At 64.6% G+C, this 19,658-nt stretch carries 22 protein-coding genes; all 22 read right to left on the bottom strand.

All coding sequences use genetic code 11. The features are described from left to right. Nucleotides 1–29: 29 nt before the first annotated feature. Nucleotides 30–629: a helix-turn-helix domain-containing protein gene (locus AB4Z10_RS03675; RefSeq protein WP_441469023.1), complete on the bottom strand. Its 600-nt coding sequence runs from the start codon at nt 627–629 to the stop codon at nt 30–32. A gap of 7 nt (nt 630–636) precedes the next feature. Next, nucleotides 637–1,365: an amino acid ABC transporter ATP-binding protein gene (locus tag AB4Z10_RS03680; RefSeq protein ID WP_441469024.1), complete on the bottom strand. Its 729-nt coding sequence runs from the start codon at nt 1,363–1,365 to the stop codon at nt 637–639. Beyond that, nucleotides 1,362–2,018 carry an amino acid ABC transporter permease gene (locus AB4Z10_RS03685; RefSeq protein WP_441469025.1) on the bottom strand — a complete coding sequence of 219 codons (657 nt, stop codon included), beginning with the start codon at nt 2,016–2,018 and terminating at the stop codon, nt 1,362–1,364. The genes AB4Z10_RS03680 and AB4Z10_RS03685 overlap by 4 nt, the downstream gene beginning before the upstream one ends. Then, nucleotides 2,015–2,734 carry an amino acid ABC transporter permease gene (locus tag AB4Z10_RS03690; protein ID WP_441469026.1) on the bottom strand — a complete coding sequence of 240 codons (720 nt, stop codon included), beginning with the start codon at nt 2,732–2,734 and terminating at the stop codon, nt 2,015–2,017. The genes AB4Z10_RS03685 and AB4Z10_RS03690 overlap by 4 nt, the downstream gene beginning before the upstream one ends. A gap of 335 nt (nt 2,735–3,069) precedes the next feature. Next, entirely contained in the window at nt 3,070–3,249 is a 180-nt protein-coding gene (locus AB4Z10_RS03695) for a hypothetical protein (protein WP_441469027.1), read from the bottom strand. A gap of 1,247 nt (nt 3,250–4,496) precedes the next feature. Continuing rightward, nucleotides 4,497–4,898 (bottom strand): hypothetical protein, encoded by a 402-nt coding sequence (locus AB4Z10_RS03700; protein ID WP_441469028.1) that lies wholly within the window; start codon nt 4,896–4,898, stop codon nt 4,497–4,499. A 30-nt stretch (nt 4,899–4,928) separates the two neighbouring features. Further along, nucleotides 4,929–5,090 carry a hypothetical protein gene (locus tag AB4Z10_RS03705; protein ID WP_441469029.1) on the bottom strand — a complete coding sequence of 54 codons (162 nt, stop codon included), beginning with the start codon at nt 5,088–5,090 and terminating at the stop codon, nt 4,929–4,931. A gap of 555 nt (nt 5,091–5,645) precedes the next feature. After that, entirely contained in the window at nt 5,646–6,908 is a 1,263-nt protein-coding gene (locus AB4Z10_RS03710; protein ID WP_441469030.1) for a hypothetical protein, read from the bottom strand. Between the two features lie 246 nt (nt 6,909–7,154). After that, on the bottom strand, nt 7,155–8,219 hold the full coding sequence (gene arsB / locus AB4Z10_RS03715) for an ACR3 family arsenite efflux transporter (RefSeq protein ID WP_441469031.1): 1,065 nt from the start codon (nt 8,217–8,219) through the stop codon (nt 7,155–7,157). A 7-nt stretch (nt 8,220–8,226) separates the two neighbouring features. Beyond that, the gene (arsC, locus tag AB4Z10_RS03720; RefSeq protein WP_441469032.1) at nt 8,227–8,652 is read right to left on the bottom strand and encodes an arsenate reductase (glutaredoxin); all 426 of its coding nucleotides are present in this window, start codon (nt 8,650–8,652) and stop codon (nt 8,227–8,229) included. A gap of 60 nt (nt 8,653–8,712) precedes the next feature. Further along, the gene (locus AB4Z10_RS03725; RefSeq protein ID WP_441469033.1) at nt 8,713–9,069 is read right to left on the bottom strand and encodes an ArsR/SmtB family transcription factor; all 357 of its coding nucleotides are present in this window, start codon (nt 9,067–9,069) and stop codon (nt 8,713–8,715) included. 176 nt (nt 9,070–9,245) lie between these two features. Further along, complete coding sequence (locus tag AB4Z10_RS03730; protein ID WP_441469034.1) at nt 9,246–10,151, bottom strand: LysR family transcriptional regulator; 906 nt, start codon at nt 10,149–10,151, stop codon at nt 9,246–9,248. A gap of 12 nt (nt 10,152–10,163) precedes the next feature. Then, nucleotides 10,164–10,499 (bottom strand): ferredoxin, encoded by a 336-nt coding sequence (gene fdxA / locus AB4Z10_RS03735; RefSeq protein WP_441469035.1) that lies wholly within the window; start codon nt 10,497–10,499, stop codon nt 10,164–10,166. Nucleotides 10,500–10,514: 15 nt separating this feature from the next. Further along, on the bottom strand, nt 10,515–11,294 hold the full coding sequence (locus tag AB4Z10_RS03740; protein ID WP_441469036.1) for an enoyl-CoA hydratase-related protein: 780 nt from the start codon (nt 11,292–11,294) through the stop codon (nt 10,515–10,517). Continuing rightward, nucleotides 11,294–12,460, bottom strand: a complete 1,167-nt coding sequence (locus AB4Z10_RS03745) for a CaiB/BaiF CoA transferase family protein (RefSeq protein ID WP_441469037.1) — start codon at nt 12,458–12,460, stop codon at nt 11,294–11,296. The genes AB4Z10_RS03740 and AB4Z10_RS03745 overlap by 1 nt, the downstream gene beginning before the upstream one ends. Further along, the gene (locus AB4Z10_RS03750; protein ID WP_441469038.1) at nt 12,457–13,806 is read right to left on the bottom strand and encodes an FAD-dependent oxidoreductase; all 1,350 of its coding nucleotides are present in this window, start codon (nt 13,804–13,806) and stop codon (nt 12,457–12,459) included. The genes AB4Z10_RS03745 and AB4Z10_RS03750 overlap by 4 nt, the downstream gene beginning before the upstream one ends. 27 nt (nt 13,807–13,833) lie before the next feature. Beyond that, nucleotides 13,834–14,667, bottom strand: a complete 834-nt coding sequence (locus AB4Z10_RS03755; protein ID WP_441469039.1) for an ABC transporter permease — start codon at nt 14,665–14,667, stop codon at nt 13,834–13,836. After that, nucleotides 14,664–15,488 (bottom strand): ABC transporter ATP-binding protein, encoded by an 825-nt coding sequence (locus AB4Z10_RS03760; protein ID WP_441469040.1) that lies wholly within the window; start codon nt 15,486–15,488, stop codon nt 14,664–14,666. Before AB4Z10_RS03760 ends, AB4Z10_RS03755 begins: the two co-directional genes overlap by 4 nt. A gap of 4 nt (nt 15,489–15,492) precedes the next feature. Further along, nucleotides 15,493–16,506 (bottom strand): ABC transporter substrate-binding protein, encoded by a 1,014-nt coding sequence (locus AB4Z10_RS03765; RefSeq protein WP_441469041.1) that lies wholly within the window; start codon nt 16,504–16,506, stop codon nt 15,493–15,495. Nucleotides 16,507–16,663: 157 nt separating this feature from the next. After that, nucleotides 16,664–17,116 (bottom strand): deaminase, encoded by a 453-nt coding sequence (locus tag AB4Z10_RS03770; protein ID WP_441469042.1) that lies wholly within the window; start codon nt 17,114–17,116, stop codon nt 16,664–16,666. 2 nt (nt 17,117–17,118) lie between these two features. Further along, nucleotides 17,119–18,147: an ABC transporter substrate-binding protein gene (locus tag AB4Z10_RS03775; protein ID WP_441469043.1), complete on the bottom strand. Its 1,029-nt coding sequence runs from the start codon at nt 18,145–18,147 to the stop codon at nt 17,119–17,121. Between the two features lie 14 nt (nt 18,148–18,161). Next, nucleotides 18,162–19,532: an amidohydrolase gene (locus AB4Z10_RS03780; RefSeq protein ID WP_441469044.1), complete on the bottom strand. Its 1,371-nt coding sequence runs from the start codon at nt 19,530–19,532 to the stop codon at nt 18,162–18,164. Nucleotides 19,533–19,658 lie beyond the last annotated feature (126 nt).

Consider the following 19,658-nt stretch of genomic DNA (forward strand, 5'->3'; position numbering starts at 1 on the left):
AGAAACTGAAACCCGGATATATTCGCGTCTTAAAGGGCATTTCGCCCCTTCGACGACTTGCGATAGAGCAGCACCATCAGGCCGCGCGACGACTTCTCCAGCGGATTGCTGATGGAATGCACCACATCGACCGGATATCGCGCCGTCTCACCTTGCCTGAGCAGGTGGCGGGAACTCCCGCTGGCGATCACGAACTCGCCGGAGAGCGCCGTGAAATGCTCGACGGCTCCTGGAGCATGAGGCGAACTGTCGAGGCATCCGCCAGCCGCGATCTCGACATCGTACCATTCGATATCGCCGGATAGGCTGGGTGGACTCAGGATGCGCAACTGGCAGGAACTGTCGGCACTGCGGATCGTCGGCGTGCGCTCCAGTGACAGCATCTCGATGGCGTTGTCGGCGCCCGCCGTCGCCTGCCTCTCTCCCAGCAACGCAACGAAGTCGATCCCCAGTCCGCGCGTCAGGCTCCAGAGCACGGCAAAGGTCGGATTGGCCTCCCCCCGCTCGATCTGCGACAGCATCGATTTTGAAACGCCCGATAGCGCGGAGAGCTGCTGCAACGTCAGACCCCGCTCCTTGCGTTGGCGTTGGAGAAGCGGGCCGATCTGAGGGGCGTTCAGCTCGTTCATTGGCCCCTCAGTGCGTCAGGACCTGCTTCAGGAATTGCTTCGCCCGCTCCGAGGAAGGCGAAGTGAAGAACTGGTCCTTGGGCGTATCCTCGACGATCTCTCCGCGATCCATGAAAAGAACGCGATCCGCGACACGCTGGGCGAAGCCCATCTCATGGGTGACGACGATCATGGTCATACCCTCGAGGGCGAGTTCCTGCATAACCTCGAGCACCTCGTTGATCATCTCGGGATCAAGCGCCGAGGTCGGCTCGTCGAACAGCATCGCCTGCGGATTCATCGCCAGCGCGCGAGCGATCGACACGCGCTGCTGCTGCCCGCCGGAGAGTTGAGACGGGCGGTTGCCGAGCTTGCCGCCGAGCCCGACCCGCGTCAGGATTTTTTCGGAACGCGCGTCGGCCTCCTTCTGCGAGCGCCCGAGCACATGGACCTGCGCCAGGCTGACGTTTTGCAGCGCGGTCATGTGCGGGTAGAGCTCGAAACTCTGGAAGACCATGCCGATCCGCGAGCGCAGGGCCGGGAGATCCGTTTTCGGCGACGAGACCGAGACGCCGTCGACGGTGATCATGCCCTGTTCGAAAGGCACCAGGCCATTGATGCACTTGATCAGCGTGCTTTTGCCGGAACCCGACGGCCCGCAGACTACCACGACCTCGCCGAGACGAATTTCGGCCGAACAACCGCGGAGGATCTGCTGCGAGCCATAGAACTTATGCACGTCGTCCAGAACGATCATGACGGACGCCTCCTCCTGTAGAACTCGGCAACCTTCGTGATCGACAGGCAGATCACCAGATAGACGACGGCAACCAGCGAATACATCTCGGTCGCGCGCCCGTCGCGCGAGGCGACGACGCTCGCGGCGGTAAGGAAGTCGTGCAGCGACACGACATAGACCAGCGACGTATCCTGGAAGACGATCACGATCTGATTGAGGATCAGCGGCCCCATGGCCCGCATCGCCTGCGGCATCACGATCAGCCGCAGCACCTGCCAGCGGCGCAATCCAGTCGCCAGCCCCGCATCGCTCTGGCCCTTGCGGACGCTGCCGATTCCGGCGCGGATGATCTCGCAATAGAACGCCGCCTCGAACAGGACGAAGGCGATCAGCGCCGAGGTGAGCGAGCCGACCGGCCGGCCAATGGCGAGCGGCATCAGGAAATAGAACCAGAACAGCACCAGCACCAGCGGCAACGAGCGCATCACCGTGACGTAGCTGGCCGCGGGGACGGAAATCAGCCGATGCTTCGACAGCCGCATCAGCGCCAGCCCAAAACCGACGACGAGCCCGCCCAGCGTCGCGACCAGCACCAGCAGCGCGCTGAGCGCCATGCCCTCCGCGAGGAAACCGTACGATCGGGCGATCACCCCCCAGTCGAAATCGCTCACGCTGTGGCCTTTCGCAACGCGGCACCGCCGATTCGATTATCGATGAGGCGCATGAGTCCGGTCGCGCACAGGCCGATGACGAGATAGCCAATGGTCGCGAAGGTGAAGGCCTCGAAGCCCTGGAAGGTGTAGTTCTCGACATGGCGGCTCTGCGCGGTCAGTTCGAGCACACCGATCGTCAGGCTGAGCGACGACAGTTTGATCGTGATCAGGAATTCCGAAGTCAGAGGCCCGACGATGGCGCGCAGGCCGAGCGGCAGCGCGATCAGCCGATAGGCCTGCATCGGGCGCAGACCGGTCGCGAGAGCCGCCGGCAACAGCGGCGCACCGACGGCCTCGATGCCTGCGCGAACCTGCTCGGCCACGCGCGCGCCGGCGAACAGGCCGATCGCGATTACCGCGGTGACGATCTCCGGATAGGGCAGATCACGCTTCAACCACAGGCCGACCGCGTCGGGAACGATCTCGGGCAGGACGAAGTACCACAGGAACAGCTGGACCAGCGGCGGCACGCTGCGAAACACGTCGATGTAGATGCCGGCCAGCAAGCGAGCCACCGGCGACGGGGCGCTGCGGGCGACGCCGGCGACGATGCCAATCGCCAGCGCGACGGCCCAGCTCATGATGCTGATCGCCAGAGTCAGGAGCAGACCGCTCCACAGCCAATCGACAAAAGGCTCCCGTATCAGGACCGACCAGTCCCAGCGGTAATTCATCCGGCCCCACCTATCGCAAAGGCAATTTCTACGTGTTTGCTATTCCGATATACCGGAATTGGCCCATCGACCGGGTGGATTGTCAATCAGCATTTTAGCTCGCCGAAATTTTCGGTATAGAGGCGATGAAGGCCGAATAGAGCGTCATTTACGCTTCATTACTGAACGCTTTAGATGAGTACTTTGTTTATATCTACGAACAAAAGCAATCCGGAGGGCGCCCACACCTATCCGCTATAATGAACCTAACGTGCAAGGCGGGGAACTCGATGGCATGGAAATCACGCCCCATCGAAAGCAAACCTCTGGCATTCCTTCGTATATCGCCGGCACGCTCATCGGCGGCCTTCGCGCGCGTTGAGGCTGCGCGAATCGTAACGCGCGGGAGCCGGCTCGGCGGTTTGCCCGAAATGGAGCCCCGCCACGGTGATGATCGGAAGCAGGCTGTTGCACAGCGCATGCGCGTAGACGAGCCGTTGGGCTCGCGCCCATGGTGGAGCGTCGAGACGGCTCATTCCCAGGGGTCATACCCAACAGAGCTCATGACGTTGATCACTGATGCGGCAATGCCTGGAGAGACGGCTACGATGGCTCGCCAGGAAGATTTGGATCCGAACCGAAAGCCGCGAGCAGGAGCTACGCGGCTGGCCAGGGACAGGCCCCGCCGAAAGCGATACCTGCGAGCTAGCGCGCGGAGGCGAAAGACCTCGGCGCCCCCTGCCCGACGGCTCGCTACAGACCATCGCAGATAGCGTGAAAAAGAGAGGTGCTGGCGAGCCACGGCTCCCCGTGCAGGGGGCCTCGCTTTAGGGATGCTGCAACGGGTCGAGCAGGCCGCCCTTGCTCGCACAATGTGCCGATGTTGGCCTCAGGCTGCTGCTTTAGATGCCACGCCAAGCTCGGCCAGAACAGCCTGCGGGCAAAGGCAAGCCGGATCGGTTGGCGGGGGGCCCCAAGCGGGTTGCCAGTCGAGTTCACCCTGCTGCCAGGCTGAAACAACCGCTTTCCATTGCTTGCGCTGCACAGATGCCTTCCGGCGCCGGACAGATCCGCTGTTTCGTTTAGCCATGATGGATTCGAAAGCCTGTTGTGCGCCGCGTCTAAATTTGTGCGACGCAACAAGGTAGCGACCCGGCGCCCTGGCCGACCATCCCCAGTTTGGGCATCGCGACTATGCGTCGAAGGGGCTAACCAAAAGGCCCCTTCCGCTCCGCTGCTCCGCGGGCTTGTACCGCCGGTCAGGACAGGGTCAGAGAGATAGCCGCCAGAAGAAGCCGTGACTTCACTCCCGCATCGCGGCAGGATCGGCTTCAACAAGGAGCACTCGGTATGAAGAAGTTTCTCGCGGCTGCATGCTGTCTGTTCCTCACGGGATGCGCTGCCTTCGGCGGAGTATCGGAGTCGACAGGCGTCGATCCGATGCAAAGCGACGGGCAGACTTATGTGCCTCGATCAGCAGGAAGCTTTGAGCCGCCTCCTGCCGAGGAGCGAATTACGAGCACCTGCACGATGAAGGGCCAAAACGTAAACTGCTTCTGAGCGTGGCGCTCCGGGCGAGTCCATTCTCGGCCATGGAGAACATTTCGAGCCGTTTAGGGCGTCGCTACGGCCAATCTCCGATTCGCGCTTCGGCCTTACGACGACGCCGGTAGCCCATGAATAGCAGCGACGCTCGAGCCTCTCCGTTTATCGGCGGCAAGCGTCGGCCATGAGACCCTGACGCCTTTCGGCAAGGCCTTCATAGTGATCGGCACGAGGCCGGTCACATTCGGAATACCCGCATAACGATCATGCCCAGTAATTTAATCATGAAGGCGCCGATCAACAGAAGTATGCCCGCGATCACCACCGCCGCAGCGGTCTTTATTATTGCGATATCCTGAGAGTCGAAGAGAGAACACCACCAGGCGATGAAATTCAGGAACCAGCCGAGTTCGGATTCGTCTGCCGAAAATTGATACATGGCGCACCGGCTAACCTGTAGCTGAGCAGTTGGCACGCTAACACGCACGCCAGGAGCGCTCAATTCGAAGTCGTCCTCACCGGGCAGCTTCGGCTGCCCTCCGATAGTCCGACCGATCAGCCCACCTAGGCGGTTTTTTCGCGCCTGGAGGATCTTCGGTTGCGTAAGCCGACCGAGTGCCAGGCGATCTGGTCGGATCACGCTTTCTCTATCAATAGCTTAGAGGCGGCTTCAGGCTCCGCTGATCGATTGGGCCCAGCTCAGCATCTCCCAGGCCACACAGCCAAGGAACAGGAACCAAGCCACCGTCAGCGCGCCGCCGAGGACCATGATCGTGACGAGGAAAACCCCGTGGAGGCGCTTCTTCAGACGGGCCGGAATGAGTTTTTTCATGGTCGATCAGCCAACCATCCGGACCAATTCCGTAGCCGGCGGAACACGCACCTGATTGGTCACGACCAGTGAAATGGACCCGCGGAAATCCGACCACTTGGCAATAGCGGCGCCACAGCTACCGCAGAGAACCTGGCTCTCCGGCTTGAGGTCGTCCGGGATTGAAACATGTGGCGACCAGCAAGTCTCGCAACGGAACTCTGTCTGATCCAAGACGGTACCTCCCGCGATTTTTCCGTTTGTCGCGGCAAGCCTCGTTCCAGTTCATCGTCATAGCCGAAGCATCCCGCTCCACGCGGCTTTTCTTTGGCGGGTGCTCCGACAGCGACGCCATCCGCCGCCCGGTCGAGGAGAACGGCACAATGCCCAACACCCTGCCCAAGACCGACCGGCACTGGAGGAACCCGCTTCTCGCCCGTGCTCTGCCTGGATCGCAACGCCATCAAGCGCATGTGCTGCCGTCTCAAGGACTTCAGGCGCATCGGGACCCGCCGCGACCACCGCGCCGTCGACTGTCTCGCCGTCGCCGTCAGCTACCGGCGGTGAGTTCGGGCCCTAGAACCGCAGGCTCAGCCCGACGACCGGTCCGTGCTGAAGCATATCGAAGGCATAACGCCGCCGTCCTTCCCCTTGCGAATAGTCGACATAGAGCGCCCGGTAACCGATGACGCCCGAATAGGTGATGCCGTTTTTCTCGGCGAAGTCGAAGCCGTAGCCGGCGATGCCCTGCCACGAAAACTTGCTGCCGCCCCCGCCGATGTCGCCGCGCAGGAAGAGTTCCTGACCGGGCGCGACCGCGACCCGCATGCGCGCCCCGGCGAAGCCGTCGAGCCAGTCGACAGTGCCGGAGCGGGCGACCGCCACGTTGCGGCCGAAACTGAGATCGCCGATGTCGACCGTCGTGGCGAGATCGAAGGACAGATTGGCCCGCTGATACCAGTAGCGCGCACCGGCCAGGACGTCGAAGCTGACCGATCCGAAGCGCGCCACCTCATAGGTCGCCCCCGCTTCGATGATTCCCATCGAGACTTTGACGTCGGCAGCTGCGCCGACCGCACCCACGATCCCGGGCGCGGCGCTGCGCGTCGTGGCGCCGCTGCGGTCGACACCGATCTTGGACCAGACGACATTGCCGTAGAGAGAGAACCGACCGTAGCGGGCCTCCAGATCGCCCATCAGGCCGATCAGGGTTCCGCCCTCTCCGAGTGTGGCATCGATGACATCAACGAAGCTGGCATCGACCTTCACGTTTCGCCCTTTCACGGTCTGGTTGCCGTTGAGCGATGTGAGCCAGCCATAGGGCGTGAACCGGAAGGTCCATGCCGGGGGCGGCACCAGCTTCTCGGCCGGCACCGGGGGCGACAGATCGGCGGCTTCAGCCAAGCCGCCGCCAAGTCCGAGCATCATCATCAAGGTAAGCCCGCACAACCTTGAGCCGATGAGTGTCATCGTGATCCCCCTTTTGCGTTTCGTGCTTTCTCGACGCGGGAAAGGGCCTTGTCGTCCCTTAGCCAACTCGCGAGCTAGCTTGCCCGAAAGCCAACTTTCCGGACCCAGAGAAAAGGCCACTTTTACCCGTCGGATCGCTCGCCACCAGAACACCCGGGAGCGGATGTTGTCAAAGTCCGAAATGAACCGATTGTGTTGAAGACGTCGGCGTTGCTGTTGGGCTTGAAGTCCTGCTTCAGTCGTTCTCGGGCTGGATGAGGACCGGCGAATGTCGAACCATCGCGACCAACGAACGCAACGGTGTCCGCCCGGAACAGCAGAGCGGTCGCCACCACGATCAAGCTCTGCGCCTTGCAGGAATGACGGCATTGAGGGCGCGAAAGCCGAATGCCCCGATGAGGCGAGGCAACTGGAACTCGGCGCCTCCCCGACCGATGACGCCGCCCCGCGTGCCGCCGCATGCACAGCCGCCGAATGCGGTCGATTGATCGCGGAGAGATTTCATGAGCACGAGCCTTCGACGCGCGGTTGGGCCGTCATCTAGATCAGGCCCATGAACCGACGTGGCGGTGCTTTTCACGGCGAGCTCACGGCGCGCCGCAGGGCGAAGGAAGCCTACGGCGCGCCGCGCCGAGTTGGCAGGAGCTGATCGCTCGAAACGCCGCGTTCGTACCAGCCCTTCGACCGATTCACGATCCAGACGACGGTCAGCATGACCGGGACCTCGATCAGGACGCCGACAACCGTGGCGAGCGCGGCCCCGGAATTGAACCCGAACAGGCTGATCGCGGCGGCGACGGCGAGCTCGAAGAAGTTTGAGGCACCGATCAGCGCGGACGGCCCCGCAACGCAGTGCTGCTCGCCGGCTATCCGGTTCAGGAGGTAGGCCAACCCGGCATTGAGGTAGACCTGAATCAGGACAGGCACCGCCAGCAGCGCGATCACCATCGGCTGGGCGAGGATCTGTTTGCCCTGGAAGCCGAAGAGCAGGACGAGGGTGGCGAGCAGAGCAACCAGGGAAATCGGCCCCAGGCGACCGAGCAGCCTATCGAGTGTGGCCTGACCGCCGTTTGCCAGAACGCGGCTGCGGACGACCTGCGCGACGATCACGGGAATGACGATGTAGAGGACGACCGAGAGAATGAGCGTTCCCCATGGTACGGTGATCGCCGACAAGCCCAGCAGCAGGCCGACGATCGGCGCGAAGGCGATGACCATGATCGCGTCGTTGAGCGCGACCTGGCTCAGTGTGAAATGCGGTTCGCCCTTGGTCAGGTTCGACCAGACGAAGACCATGGCGGTGCACGGCGCTGCCGCCAGGATGATGAGGCCAGCGATGTAGCTGTCGATCTGATCGGCAGGCAGCCACGGCCGGAACAGCCAGGCGATGAAGATCCAGCCCAGCGCCGCCATCGAGAACGGCTTTACCGCCCAGTTGATGAAGAGCGTGACGCCGATCCCGCGCCAGTGCCGGCCGACCTGCCCCAGCGCGGCAAAATCGATTTTCAGCAGCATCGGGATGACCATCAGCCAGATCAGCACCGCGACCGGAAGGTTGACCTTGGCGATCTCGGCCGAACCGATGGCCTGGAATACGCCGGGCATGATGTGCCCCAATGCGATACCGACGACGATACACAGCGCGACCCACACTGTGAGGTAGCGTTCGAAGGTGGACATGATGACCTCAGGCGAGCGCGACGGGGCGACCGCAGGCATCGACGACCAGCTCGCCGTCCTCCTTGCGGAACTCGCCGCGCTGGGGCGGCAGCAGGGCCATAACGGCCTCGGACGGGCGGCACAGCCGCACGCCCTTGGGTGACACCACCAGCGGCCGGTTGATCAGGATGGGATGGGCTTCGATCGCATCGAGCAGGGCCTCGTCGGAAAGGGCCGGATCGCCGAGGCCAAGCTCGGCGAAGGGCGTACCCTTCTCGCGCAGAATTTCCCGGACGGTCAGCCCCGCACGGTCGAGAAGCTGCTTGAGCAGCGTCCGCATCGGCGGCGTCTTCAGATATTCGATGACGTGCGGCTCGACGCCCGCATTGCGGATCAAGCCCAGCGTGTTCCGAGACGTCCCACAGGCTGGATTGTGATAGATGACGACGTCCATCACGCCACCTCCCGGCGAGCGGAATTGTGCGTGCGGATAAACGGCACGTTGCGGACGCGATCAGGCATCGGTCGTAACCTTCGGCGGGCAGCAGGGGCTGAGTTCGGCGAGAAGCGGCGCACAGATCTCCGGGCGACCGCCGCAGCAATCCTTGAGAACGAACGCGAGCACCGCACGAAGGGCGTCGAGGTCCGCGCGGTAGACGATAGAACGACTGAACCGCTCGGAACGGACGAGACCCGCCCGGCTGAGGATGCTGAGATGGGAGGACATCGTGTTGTGGGGAACGTCGAGCTGGCGGGCGACCTCGCCGGCAGGCAGCCCCTCGGGCTCCGCGGTCACCAGCAAGCGGAAGACGTCAAGGCGGGTGCTTTGAGCCAGCGCGGCCAGGGCGAGGACGATTTGCTTACTTTCCATATGTCGAGACTTATCGACATATTTTTAGCGACGCAAGAAGCCCTGGACGGACGTGAAGGATGGCTCCGCGCCGTCAACTGTCTCGCCGCCGTCTGCGTCGCTGCCGCCGTCAGCTACGGGTCATCAGTTTGGGCCCTGGCGCCCTGGCGCCAACCACCTCCATCTCGCCCCTGAACTCAGTGGTTCGTGAGCTGCCGAAGATCGTTCATCAAGCTCTTGGAGAGCTGGGCGGCTGGAGGCGACAACGAACGGTGGGTTGCCGTAATGATGCCGATGCGCAGCATGTTCACGCCGGGGGAAGACAGAGGGCGCCATGCGATCTTGCCCTGTTCGATTTCCTTCAGGAAGCCGAGTCGGGTGAAAAAGGCGATACCGAGTCCGAGCTCGATGCAGATTCGGATCATCTGAATCGAGTTCGAGGTGATCTTCGGTTTGAGCATCGCCTTGAACTGACTGAAATCGGCGTCGGTGTCGGCGCCGCGCGGCAACGGTCCGGTCTGGTCGAGCACGGGATAGGACAGAGCCTCCTCGAAGCTGACGCTCAGGCGCGCGGTCAGCGGATGATCAACCGGCATGACCACCCCGATCGGCGCGGGAACTTCTGCAATGAAATTGACGTTCGCGGTCGACAGCGGACTGATAAAGGTCAGACCAATATCGACGGCGCCGCTGCTGACCATGCCTGCGATCTCGGCCGGCGGCGTGGCGAGCACGGTGTGGTTGATCGCGGGAAAGTCGCGCCCGAACCGCGCCAATGCCCGCGGCAGGAAGTCAACCAGAAGCGAATCGAGCGCCGCGATCGTGACGTGGCCCGAACGTGCTTCGCGAAGATCGTCGATCGCCGCGCGAACCTGCCCATAGGCTTCGATCGTCGAGGTAACGTGCTGCAGAAGCAACGTACCTGCCACCGTCAGGCGCATTCCGGCCGGAAGTCGGTCGAAGAGGGGGCCGCCGAACTCGTCCTCGAGTTTCAGAATCTGGCGGTTGATCGCACTCGCCGCGACATTCAGCTGGGCTGCTGCGCGGCGGATCGAACCCAGCCGCGCGACCTCCCGGAAATAGAACAGGGCAGCGGCATGCATGACCGGGCATCCTCAGCTTGCGGCCTTCCTCGGCCAGGCCGCCACCGTGGGATGATCGCGCGTCGTCGTCAAAGACAAGTCGGCGCCGCCGGGCTTGCCCCAGCCTGTCACCTCCGGTCCGAAGAATTCGCGATTGACCGCCGGCCATTCGGCAAGCCCGGGCGGCAGCCGGTCATCGGCGTGGATAGCCGCAACCGGGCAGACCGTCTCGCACAGGCCGCAATCGATGCACTCGTCCGGCTGGATATAGAGCGTGCGGCCGCCTTCGTAGATGCAGTCGACTGGACAGGCTGTCAGGCAAGCCTTGTCCTTGATGTCGATGCAGGCGTCCGTGATGACAAAGGGCATGGCGGACCTCCCGGTTCAGCGACCCTGCCAGACGGGCTTTCGCTTCTCCCGGAAGGCGCGGACGCCTTCGTCCGAATCCGCCGATTGTAGAGCCGCGACCAGGGCCGGCAGGCGCTGCGCCTGCGCCTCCGTCGGCGAAAGATGGGCTGTCCGGCGCGCGACCTGCTTGATCGCGCGCAGCGAAAGGGGCGCGCAGGCGAGGATATCCTGCACCCAGCGATCGACCGCGGCGTCGAGTTCCTCCTTGGCTGCAACCTCGTTGACGAGGCCGAAGCCGAGCGCTTCCTGCGCCTTGATCCGGCGCCCGGTCAGCAGCATGCCGAGCGCGTGGCGATGGGCGATCTGGCGCTGCAGCAGCACCATGCCGCCGTCGAGCGGCAAGCGGCCGACGCGCGGCTCGGTCAACCCGAAGCTCGCATGCTCGGCCGCAACGACGAGATCGCAGCCTAGAACCATTTCGAAACCGCCACCGACCGCATGACCGTTGACGCGCGCGATAACCGGGATGTCGAGTGTCTGGCGCAACGCAATGCCGCCGAAGCCCGCCGGTCGTGCGGCCGCCCAATAGGCGAGGCCGGTCAGCTCGGGATCGACATTGCGCATGTCCGCGCCGGTGCAGAAGGCGCGGTCGCCGGCGCCTGTCAGCACCGCCACGCGCACCGAGCGATCGGCCTCGATGCGCTGCCAGATCGCCTCCATCTCGGCCTCGGCCACCTGGTCGAGCGCGTTCAGAACCTCCGGCCGGTCGATGGTGACCCGGGCTACGTGATCCTCGACCGAAAAGCTGACCGGCATCAGGCCACCTTTCCGAAAGCCGACAGCCCGAGCTCGCCCAGGATTTCGTCGGTATGTTGCCCGAGGCCGGCAGGAACAACGCGGATCGTCACCGGCGCAGCCTCCATATGGATCGGCGAGCCGACCACACGCACGCGCTCGCTCGGCCCGTCAGCCTCGAGGATCATCCCGTTCACGCGGGTCTGCTCGTCGTCGAGGGCTTCGGAGAGCTGGCGCACAGGCGCGCACAGGAGGTCTTGTCGCTCGAGCCGCTCCAGCCAGTAGGCGGTGGTCTGCGCCGCAAAGCGCTCTGCGAAGATCGCCTGCAAGGCCGATTTGTTGGCGACCTGCAGCTCATGGCCAGCAAAGCGCGGATCGCCCTTCAGCGTCGGCAGGTCGAGCGCGGCGGCGATGTCACCGAGCGGATCAGCCTTGAAGGCGCCGACCATGACGAGGGCTCCGTCCTCGGTCTCGAAGACGCCGGTGAGCGGCATCGCCCCCCAATTCACCTCGCGTCCGCGCATCAGCTGCGCGGCTGCCTCCTGCGTCTGCGCCGCCAGCATCGAATCGAAAAGCGAGACGCTGATGCGCTGTCCCTTGCCGGTCTTGTGGCGCTGCAGCAGTGCAAGCAGGATACCCTGGACCATGTGCATGCCGGCCGAATAATCGGCGAAGGTGGTCGAGAGCACGGCCAGCGGCTGATCGGCATTGGCGCGCCGGAACATCACGCCCGAGAGCGCCTGGGCCAGCACGTCCTGGCCGCCCTTGTGGGCATAGGGGCCGGTGAGGCCGAAGCCGGTGCCGACCGCATAGATCAGCCGCGGGTTGCGCGCGGCAAGCGCCTCGTAGGAGAAACCCATCCGGTCCATCACACCGGCGCGGAAATTGTTGACGACGACATCCGCCTCGTCGATCAGCCGCAATACGGCGTCCTTCGCCTCCTGCTTGCGCAGGTCCAGCACGATCGAGCGCTTGTTGCGGTTGAGCGAGCAGAAGACCGGGCCCTGCAGGCCGGCGGGGTCGTTGGGAAAGGACGTGCGCGAGAGATCGCCGTAAGGCGGGCGCTCGACCTTGATGACGTCGGCCCCATAGTCGCCAAGCACCTGCGTCGCGACCGGCCCCATCATCACCTGGGTGAAGTCGACGACCTTGATGCCGGCGAGCGGCAGTTCGGCGGGGTTGGTCACGCGGCATTCTCCAGGATGGTGGCGTTTTCGGAGGGGATGTCGCCGGGATCCCCCCCCTGGGCGCGCACGCGCTTGCAGATTTCCTGCGCGGCGACATCGCGCAGGCGGCGCCCGCTGGCGACGGCCAAGGCGGCGGCGACGCCGGCCGACTGGCCCATCGCCATGCAAGGCGGAATCTCGCGCGACATCTTCTGGGCCTGTTCCGTCGCGGAATAATGCCGCCCGGCAACGACGAGCCCGTCGAGGCCGCGCGGCAGCATGGAGCGATAGGGTGTGTAGTAGTCGCGGCCGCGGGCCACCGTGTCCGCGAAATGGACCCGGTCGAGGACGTCGCGCTTGCTCACCACGTATTCGCCTTGCAGCAGCCGGGTCTGGCGCACGCCGAGCTGGGGCGCGACGTCGACGACGAAGCAGCTGCGGAAGCCGGGCATGTGCTCACGGACATAATCGACGAGGGCGTAGAGCTTGTTGCGGCCCTCGAAATCGGCACGGGTCAGGTCCTCGACGGCGAGCGCGTCGAACCCGGCCATATGGGGGCAGTTGCACCAGACGACTCCGGGCAGCGGTGTCTTAAGCCACCACATGTCCCAGGAGCCGCCCATGATGCGCTTGGCCTGCCGGTCGATGGCGGCGAAGGCGTCGGGCTCGTCATGCTGGAAGCGCTCGGCTTCGTCGGTATCGACCCCGCCGAGCCGGAACACGGTCGTGACGATGAAGGAGCCCTTTTCGTGGGCCGCGCCGGCCGAGGCGGCAACGTCGAGATCGCCGGAGGCGTCGACGACGGCATCGGCCAGGATCGCCTGTCGCCCGGACTTGGTCTCGCAGACGATGCCCGTGACCTTGCCGTTCTCGACCAGCGTGCGCGAGAACCAGGAATGAAGGCGCACATCGAGCTTCGCCTCGGTCACCATCTCGTTGGCGGCGCGCTTCCAGCCATCGGGATCGAAGGCAGCGGCCATGACGATCGGTTGCGGCTTGGTCTGGGCGCGGAAATCATGCGCTCCCCAGCGCGCCCATTTGCGGTGCATCGCCCAATCCTGGCGGCGCTCCTCGGGCGGCGGATAGACACAGGCGCCGCGCGCCGCCATGCGTTCGATCATTTCCATGCAGACGCCCTGCACGGTGACCTCGTCGCCGTTGTGCATGTCGTCGAGCACCAGCACCATGCCGCCGGAGGCGAGGCCTCCGAGATAGGGATAGCGCTCGACCATGGTGACGGCGCAGCCCTCGCGGCGGGCGCCGATCGCGGCGGCCATGCCTGCCGGCCCGCCGCCCACGACGAGCACGTCGGTCTTGGCGACGACGGGGACGGGGCCGCCCGGATCTGCGATGGTGGTCGGAGTCATGAGCCTCTCCACGTTTGGGCCGGAGCGTCAGTGCGCGTTGGCCGGCTGCCAGCGCACGATCAGGCGCTCCAGCAGGGTCACGGTCAGGAAGAACAGCATCGAGAAGCAGGAAGCGACGATGACGGTCGCGTAGAGCAGAGCCGAGTCGAAGCTGTAGGTCGCCTGGATGATCAGCGCGCCGATGCCGACATTAGAGCCGATCCATTCGCCGACGATCGCACCCACGACCGAGGTCGAGGCCGAAATCTTGAGCGCGGAGAACAGATAGGGCAGCGAGTTGTAGAGCCGGAGCTTGAAGAAGACTTCGCGCTTCGAGGCCGAGAGCACGCGCATCAGCTCCATCGCCTGCGGATTCACCGCCTCGAGCCCGCGCACCATGTTCACCAGCGTTGGGAAGAAGCAGATCAGAGCCGCAATGGCGATTTTGGGTTCCATGCCGTTGCCGAGGAGCAGCACCAGGATCGGTGCCTTGGCCACGACGGGAATGGTGTTGATCAGCACCACCGTCGGGAAGAAGGTTTCCTCGAGCGTCTTTTTATGAACGAAGGCGGTCGCGATGACGATCGCGACGATGTTGCCGAGCAGAAAGCCGGAGAGGGCCTCGATCGCGGTCGGAACAAGGTTCGACAACAGGATGCCGCCCTTGCCGACGAGCGTCTGCGCCACCAGCAGCGGCGAAGGCGCGACGAACGGTGGAACCTTGAACAGGTAGACCAGCGCGGCCCAGATACCGAGGAAGATGGCGATGCCGACGAAGGGCAGGATGCGCCGGCGCAGTTGCGCGTGGCGCCGTGCCCGGCGGAAGCTCTCCTCGGCATCGGAAATGGTTTCTTCGTGCGAAATCGCGGTGGCAAGCGTCATTCCGTGCCTCCCAGCGCTGCGCGTAGGACTGTGGCAGTGCGCATGAATTCCGGCGTCTCGCGGATCGCGAGCGTACGGTCCCGCGGGAGGTCGATATCGACCAGGGACGCGACGCGGCCGGGATTGGCGGCGAGCACCAGGACCTGCTCGCCGAGGAAGAGCGCCTCATAGACCGAATGCGTGACGAAGAGGATCGTCGTGCCGGTCTCGCGCCAGATGCGGCGCAGCTCCTCATTCAAACGATCGCGCGTGATCTCGTCGAGTGCGCCGAAGGGCTCGTCCATCAGCAGGAGCCGCGGTCCGCCGAGCAACGCGCGGGCGATCGAAACCCGCTGGCGCATGCCGCCGGACAATTCGTGCGGAAAGCTGCCTTCCCAACCCTCCAGTCCGACCAGCTTGAGCAATTCGCGCGGGGTCGGCATGCCCGGAGGCAGGGGCGGCCGCCCGCCGACCTCGAGCGAGAGCTCGACATTCTGCAAGGCCGTCCGCCAGGGCAGCAGGGCGGCATCCTGGAAGACGAAGCCGAGCGCGCGCTGGAGCCGCGCCTGTTGCGGGGTCTGGCCCAAGACCGTGATCTGGCCCGAGCTGGGCGGGATCAGATCGGCCACCACCCGCAGCAAGGTCGACTTGCCGCAGCCGGAGGGGCCGAGCAGGCTCAGGAAGCCGCCGCTCTCGACTGAGAAGCTGACATTCTCCAGCGCGGTAACGGTGCGCCGCTCGGTGACGAAGCGCACCGAGAGGTTGTGACAGCCGACCGCGGTGCTCCCGGCCGGGCGCGATGCATCGGTCTGGCGCGGTTCCATCGTGGCGAGCGCGGCCATCGGATCAGCCGATCCGCGGCCGCGTATCGGCTGTCATCCTGAGGACGTCGGCCGTCATAACCTCCGAAAGCTTGGGGGTGCGCTTGGCGAACTGCCCCAGAGCCGCATAGAGGTCGATCTGCTGTTGCCAGACGATTGGGTCCATGGTCCCCCAACCTTCCGCCTTGGTCTGGGGACCGAAGGAGAAGGACAGCATCACGTCGAGAGCCACCCGCTCGTCCGCTGCGACCAGATTGGGGTATTCCTTGACCAGCAGCGCAACCGCCTGATCGCGATTTTCGTAGGCATAGGCCCAGCCTTTGGCGGTCGCGCGCAAATACTTTGCCAGCAAATCGCTCTTTGTCTTCACCGTATCGGCGGTGGCATAGTAGGGCAGTGCGTAGAGCTTCACCCCGGCATCCCAGAGCGACATCCCAACCCGGTCGGCGCCGAGGACCTTGAGCGCGGTGGTGTTCGTCTCCCAGCCGGTCACGACATCGACCTGCCCGGTCAACAGCGGGGTCATTTCCGCGCCGATCGGGACGATGGTGACGTCCTTCTCCGGTATCTTGTTATGAGCCAGGAGCGCGCGCAGCAGGATGATACCCGTCGACTGGATGCCGACCTTCTTGCCGATGAAGTCCTTCGGCTCGCGCACCGGATTCTTCTTCAGTGAATAGAAGGTGTAAGGGTGCTTCTGGCAGCCGGCTGCAAAGCAGACGACCGGGACATCCTGCGAGGCGGCCAGCATCAGCGAGGGGCTCGACGACACCTGGCCGACCTCGAAACGCCCGCTGGCGACGACGGCGACGCCATCGACATTCGGCCCGCCGGGCTGGATGCGCATATCGATGCCTTCGGCATCGTAGTAACCAAGCGCCTTGGCACAGACCTCGCCGATCTGATTGCCGCCTGCGATCCAGCCGAGCTGCATATTGACGATCGCGTTGCCTTGGGCTTCGGCTTCGATCGAGAGCAACGGAGCGGAGAAGGCGGCGGCACTGGCGCCACGCAAGAAATTGCGTCTGTCGAGCGGCATGATGATAGTCCCCTCAATGTGGCGGTTACCGCCTTATCGGGGAACTAGATCACTATCTGGCGTACTCAGATATCACAAAATTTCGTTCAACGCGTTGCCGTAATAAGATCATGCACAAGCTGGCGGCAACTGCCTTGGCGGTGTGCAGGGCGAACCCTCATCTGTCGGTGGCTGCAGCGACGTCGACATGCCGTATGGCGACGCCGCCCTCCTCCAGAATCACGACGGAGCGGACGAAGGCATGCCCCCATACCGGATCCTCGAATGCGGGCGGCGGCGTCTCGACGCAGATGATGCCGGCATCGACGATCGCGCGGGCGCAATCGATGCACGGAAAGAATGTCGTCGTCAGCGTAGCTCCCGCCGTCGCGATACCGCGCCGTGCGGCGGTGAAGATCGCATGGCGCTCGGCGTGCTCCATCCACACGAAGCGACCGTCCCCCTCGTGTCGCTCGGGTCGATCCTGCACCCCGGCGGGGAAGGTGTTGCACGCGCCGATCACCGTGCCGTCGCTTGACCGAAGGACGGCACCGACCTGGCGCAGCCGGTTCGGGCTTTCGCGCGCGGCTTCGAGCGCCGCACGCATGTTCGCGTCCGGGGTGCTGCCCATGGTCAGCCCAGCCGCGGGCGCGAGTCTTGCGTCAGCGCAAGTATGTCCGGCGTGTACACCTCGTCGGCCGAAGGAACGCGCGCGGTGAACTCACCCAGCTCCCGGAACAGGTCGATCTGGTCCTGCCAGAGCTTCTGCGACATCGCTCCCCAGCCCTGTGTCCGGGTCGTCTCGTCATAGGCGAAGGTTATCAGCGATTTTGCGGTCGCCATTGCATTGGCAGCGTCGAGCTCGGGCTGGTTCTCCAGCAGGTAGGCGACGGCCTGCTCGACATTCTGATAGGCAAAGGCCCAGCCCTTGGAGCTGGCGCGCACGAAACGCGCGAGCACATCCTTGTGCTTGGCCAGCGTCTCGACCGTCGCATAATAGGGGAGTGCGTAGAGGCGAACGCCGCAATCCCACAGCCCGAGTTCGATCCTGTCCGGGCCGACGGCAAGCCCGTTCGACATCCAGCCGGTCGCGACGTCGACCTGCCCGGTGAGCAGCGGCGTCAGCTCGGCACCGATCACGGTGATCTTGACGTCGCTTTCCTGCAGGCCGTTCCGGAGCAGCATGCCGCGCAGCAGCGGTCGCGCCGTCGCCTGGATGCCGACGCGCTTGCCGACCATATCCTGCGGCCGGCGAACGGGCGCCCGCGGCAGGGAGAAGAATGTGAACGGGTGCCGCTGCAAAGCCGAGGCGAAGCAGCGCAACGGGATGCCCTGAGACACTGCGAGCAGCAGGGAGGGCGAGGACGAGAGCTGTCCGACATTGGCCCGGCCGGACGCGACGATGGCGACACCGTCATTGCTAGGGCCGCCCGGCTGCATCTTCAGCTCGATGCCCTCGGCCTCGTAGTAACCGAGCTTCATCGCGGCGATCTCGCCGAGCTGGTTGTTGCTCAGCCGCCAGCTGAGCTGCGCGTTCACGACATCCTTGCCGGCGGCGCGAGCGACCGAAATGCCCAGGCCTCCACCCGCTAGGGCAAGGCCGGAACCCAGGAGCTCGCGCCGGCTTGGGCAGAAGATGGGTTGACCGGAGATCCTGTTCATCGTTGCTCCCTAGCTCAGGACAGGAAGGGCCGTGCGGGCGGAATGGCGTGCCCGCCACTCATCTCAAGTGGCGGCAGGCCGACATGCGCTGCCAGCCGCGCAGCCGCTGCGCGCACCCCTGCGACGGCGGCGCCCATATCGGCATGAAGGGGGGCGCCGTCACGGGCAACGACGCGACCGTCGACGATCGTGGCACGAACATCGCGGGTCGTCGCGCTGAAGACGAGCGAGGTATAGACATCGTAGAGCGGCTGCATATGCGGCTGATCCGTCCGGATGATCGCGATATCGGCCCTCTTGCCTCGCTCGAGGGAGCCGAGCTCGTCAGCCATTCCGATTGCCCGCGCCGCGCCGATCGTCGCCATCTCGACCACGTCGCGCGGCGGCATGGCCGCGTTGTTCAGCGCCATCAGATTGGCGACCTTGGCGACATAGCCAAGCTGACCGAGGGTATCGATTCCATTGCCGCTCATCGGCCCATCCGTGCCCAGCCCGACGGCAACGCCGGCGCGGCGCAGCTTCGCTGCCGGCGCGACGCCTTTTCCGGCCTTGATGTTGGCGACCATGTTGTGGGCGACGCTCATGCCGCCCCTGGCCATGATGGCGATGTCGTCGTCGTCGACGAAGATGCAATGCGCGGCGATGAACACGCGGTGGGAGAAGCCGAGCGCATCGAGATGAGCGATCGGTGTGAGGCCGCGCCTCTCGCGCAGGCGCTGCGCCTCCCACTCGAATTCGGAGACGTGCATGGTGACGCTGCAGCCGCTCCGATCGCTCAACCCCACGATCGCGGCCAGCGCCTCGTCATCCAACGCATAGGGCGAATGCGGCGAGAGGATCGGTGTGACGAGGCGATGGCCTGCCCAGTCGCCGAGCCAGCCTTCCGCGCGCCGGAGCCCGGCGCGCCAGTCGGGCGAATCCGGCGTGCGCTGGCTCATGATGGTCTGGCCGATCAGGGCGCGCAGGCCGACCTTGTCCGCGGCAAGGGCGCGTCGCTCGGGATAGGTATAACTGTCGACGACGCAAGTCGTGCCGGCGACGACCATTTCGATCGCACCGAGGGTCGCCCCTGCCTCGACCAGATCGCCATCGACCATGTCGCGCTCCAGCGGCCACATGAAGCGCTCCAGCCGGTCCGGCAAACCCTCGCCGAGGCCACGAAACGGCGTCATCGCGAAATGGCAATGGCTGTTGATCAGGCCGGGGATGACCAGCCCGCCCTCGGCGTCGATCTCCTGCCCGGCTGTGAAGCCTTCGGCGACCGAGGCCGGTCCGGCAGCGGCAATCCGATTGCCGGAAATCACCACTGCACCGCCGACATGGACCGAGAAACCGCTGTCCATGCTGACAACATGGCCGTTGCGAATGATCAGATCGGCTTGCATGCCCCGCCCCGGCAGATACGGCGCGCCCAAGGCGGCGCGGCGTGACGGAAGCCTAGCGCTGCCGTAGCGCGCCGGGAAGGCATTGATTTTAGCTCCAAATGTACTGATTTCAGCAACGTGCCCATT

It is taken from the genome of Allobosea sp. RAF48 (assembly GCF_052114025.1).
Taxonomy (GTDB): domain Bacteria; phylum Pseudomonadota; class Alphaproteobacteria; order Rhizobiales; family Beijerinckiaceae; genus Allobosea.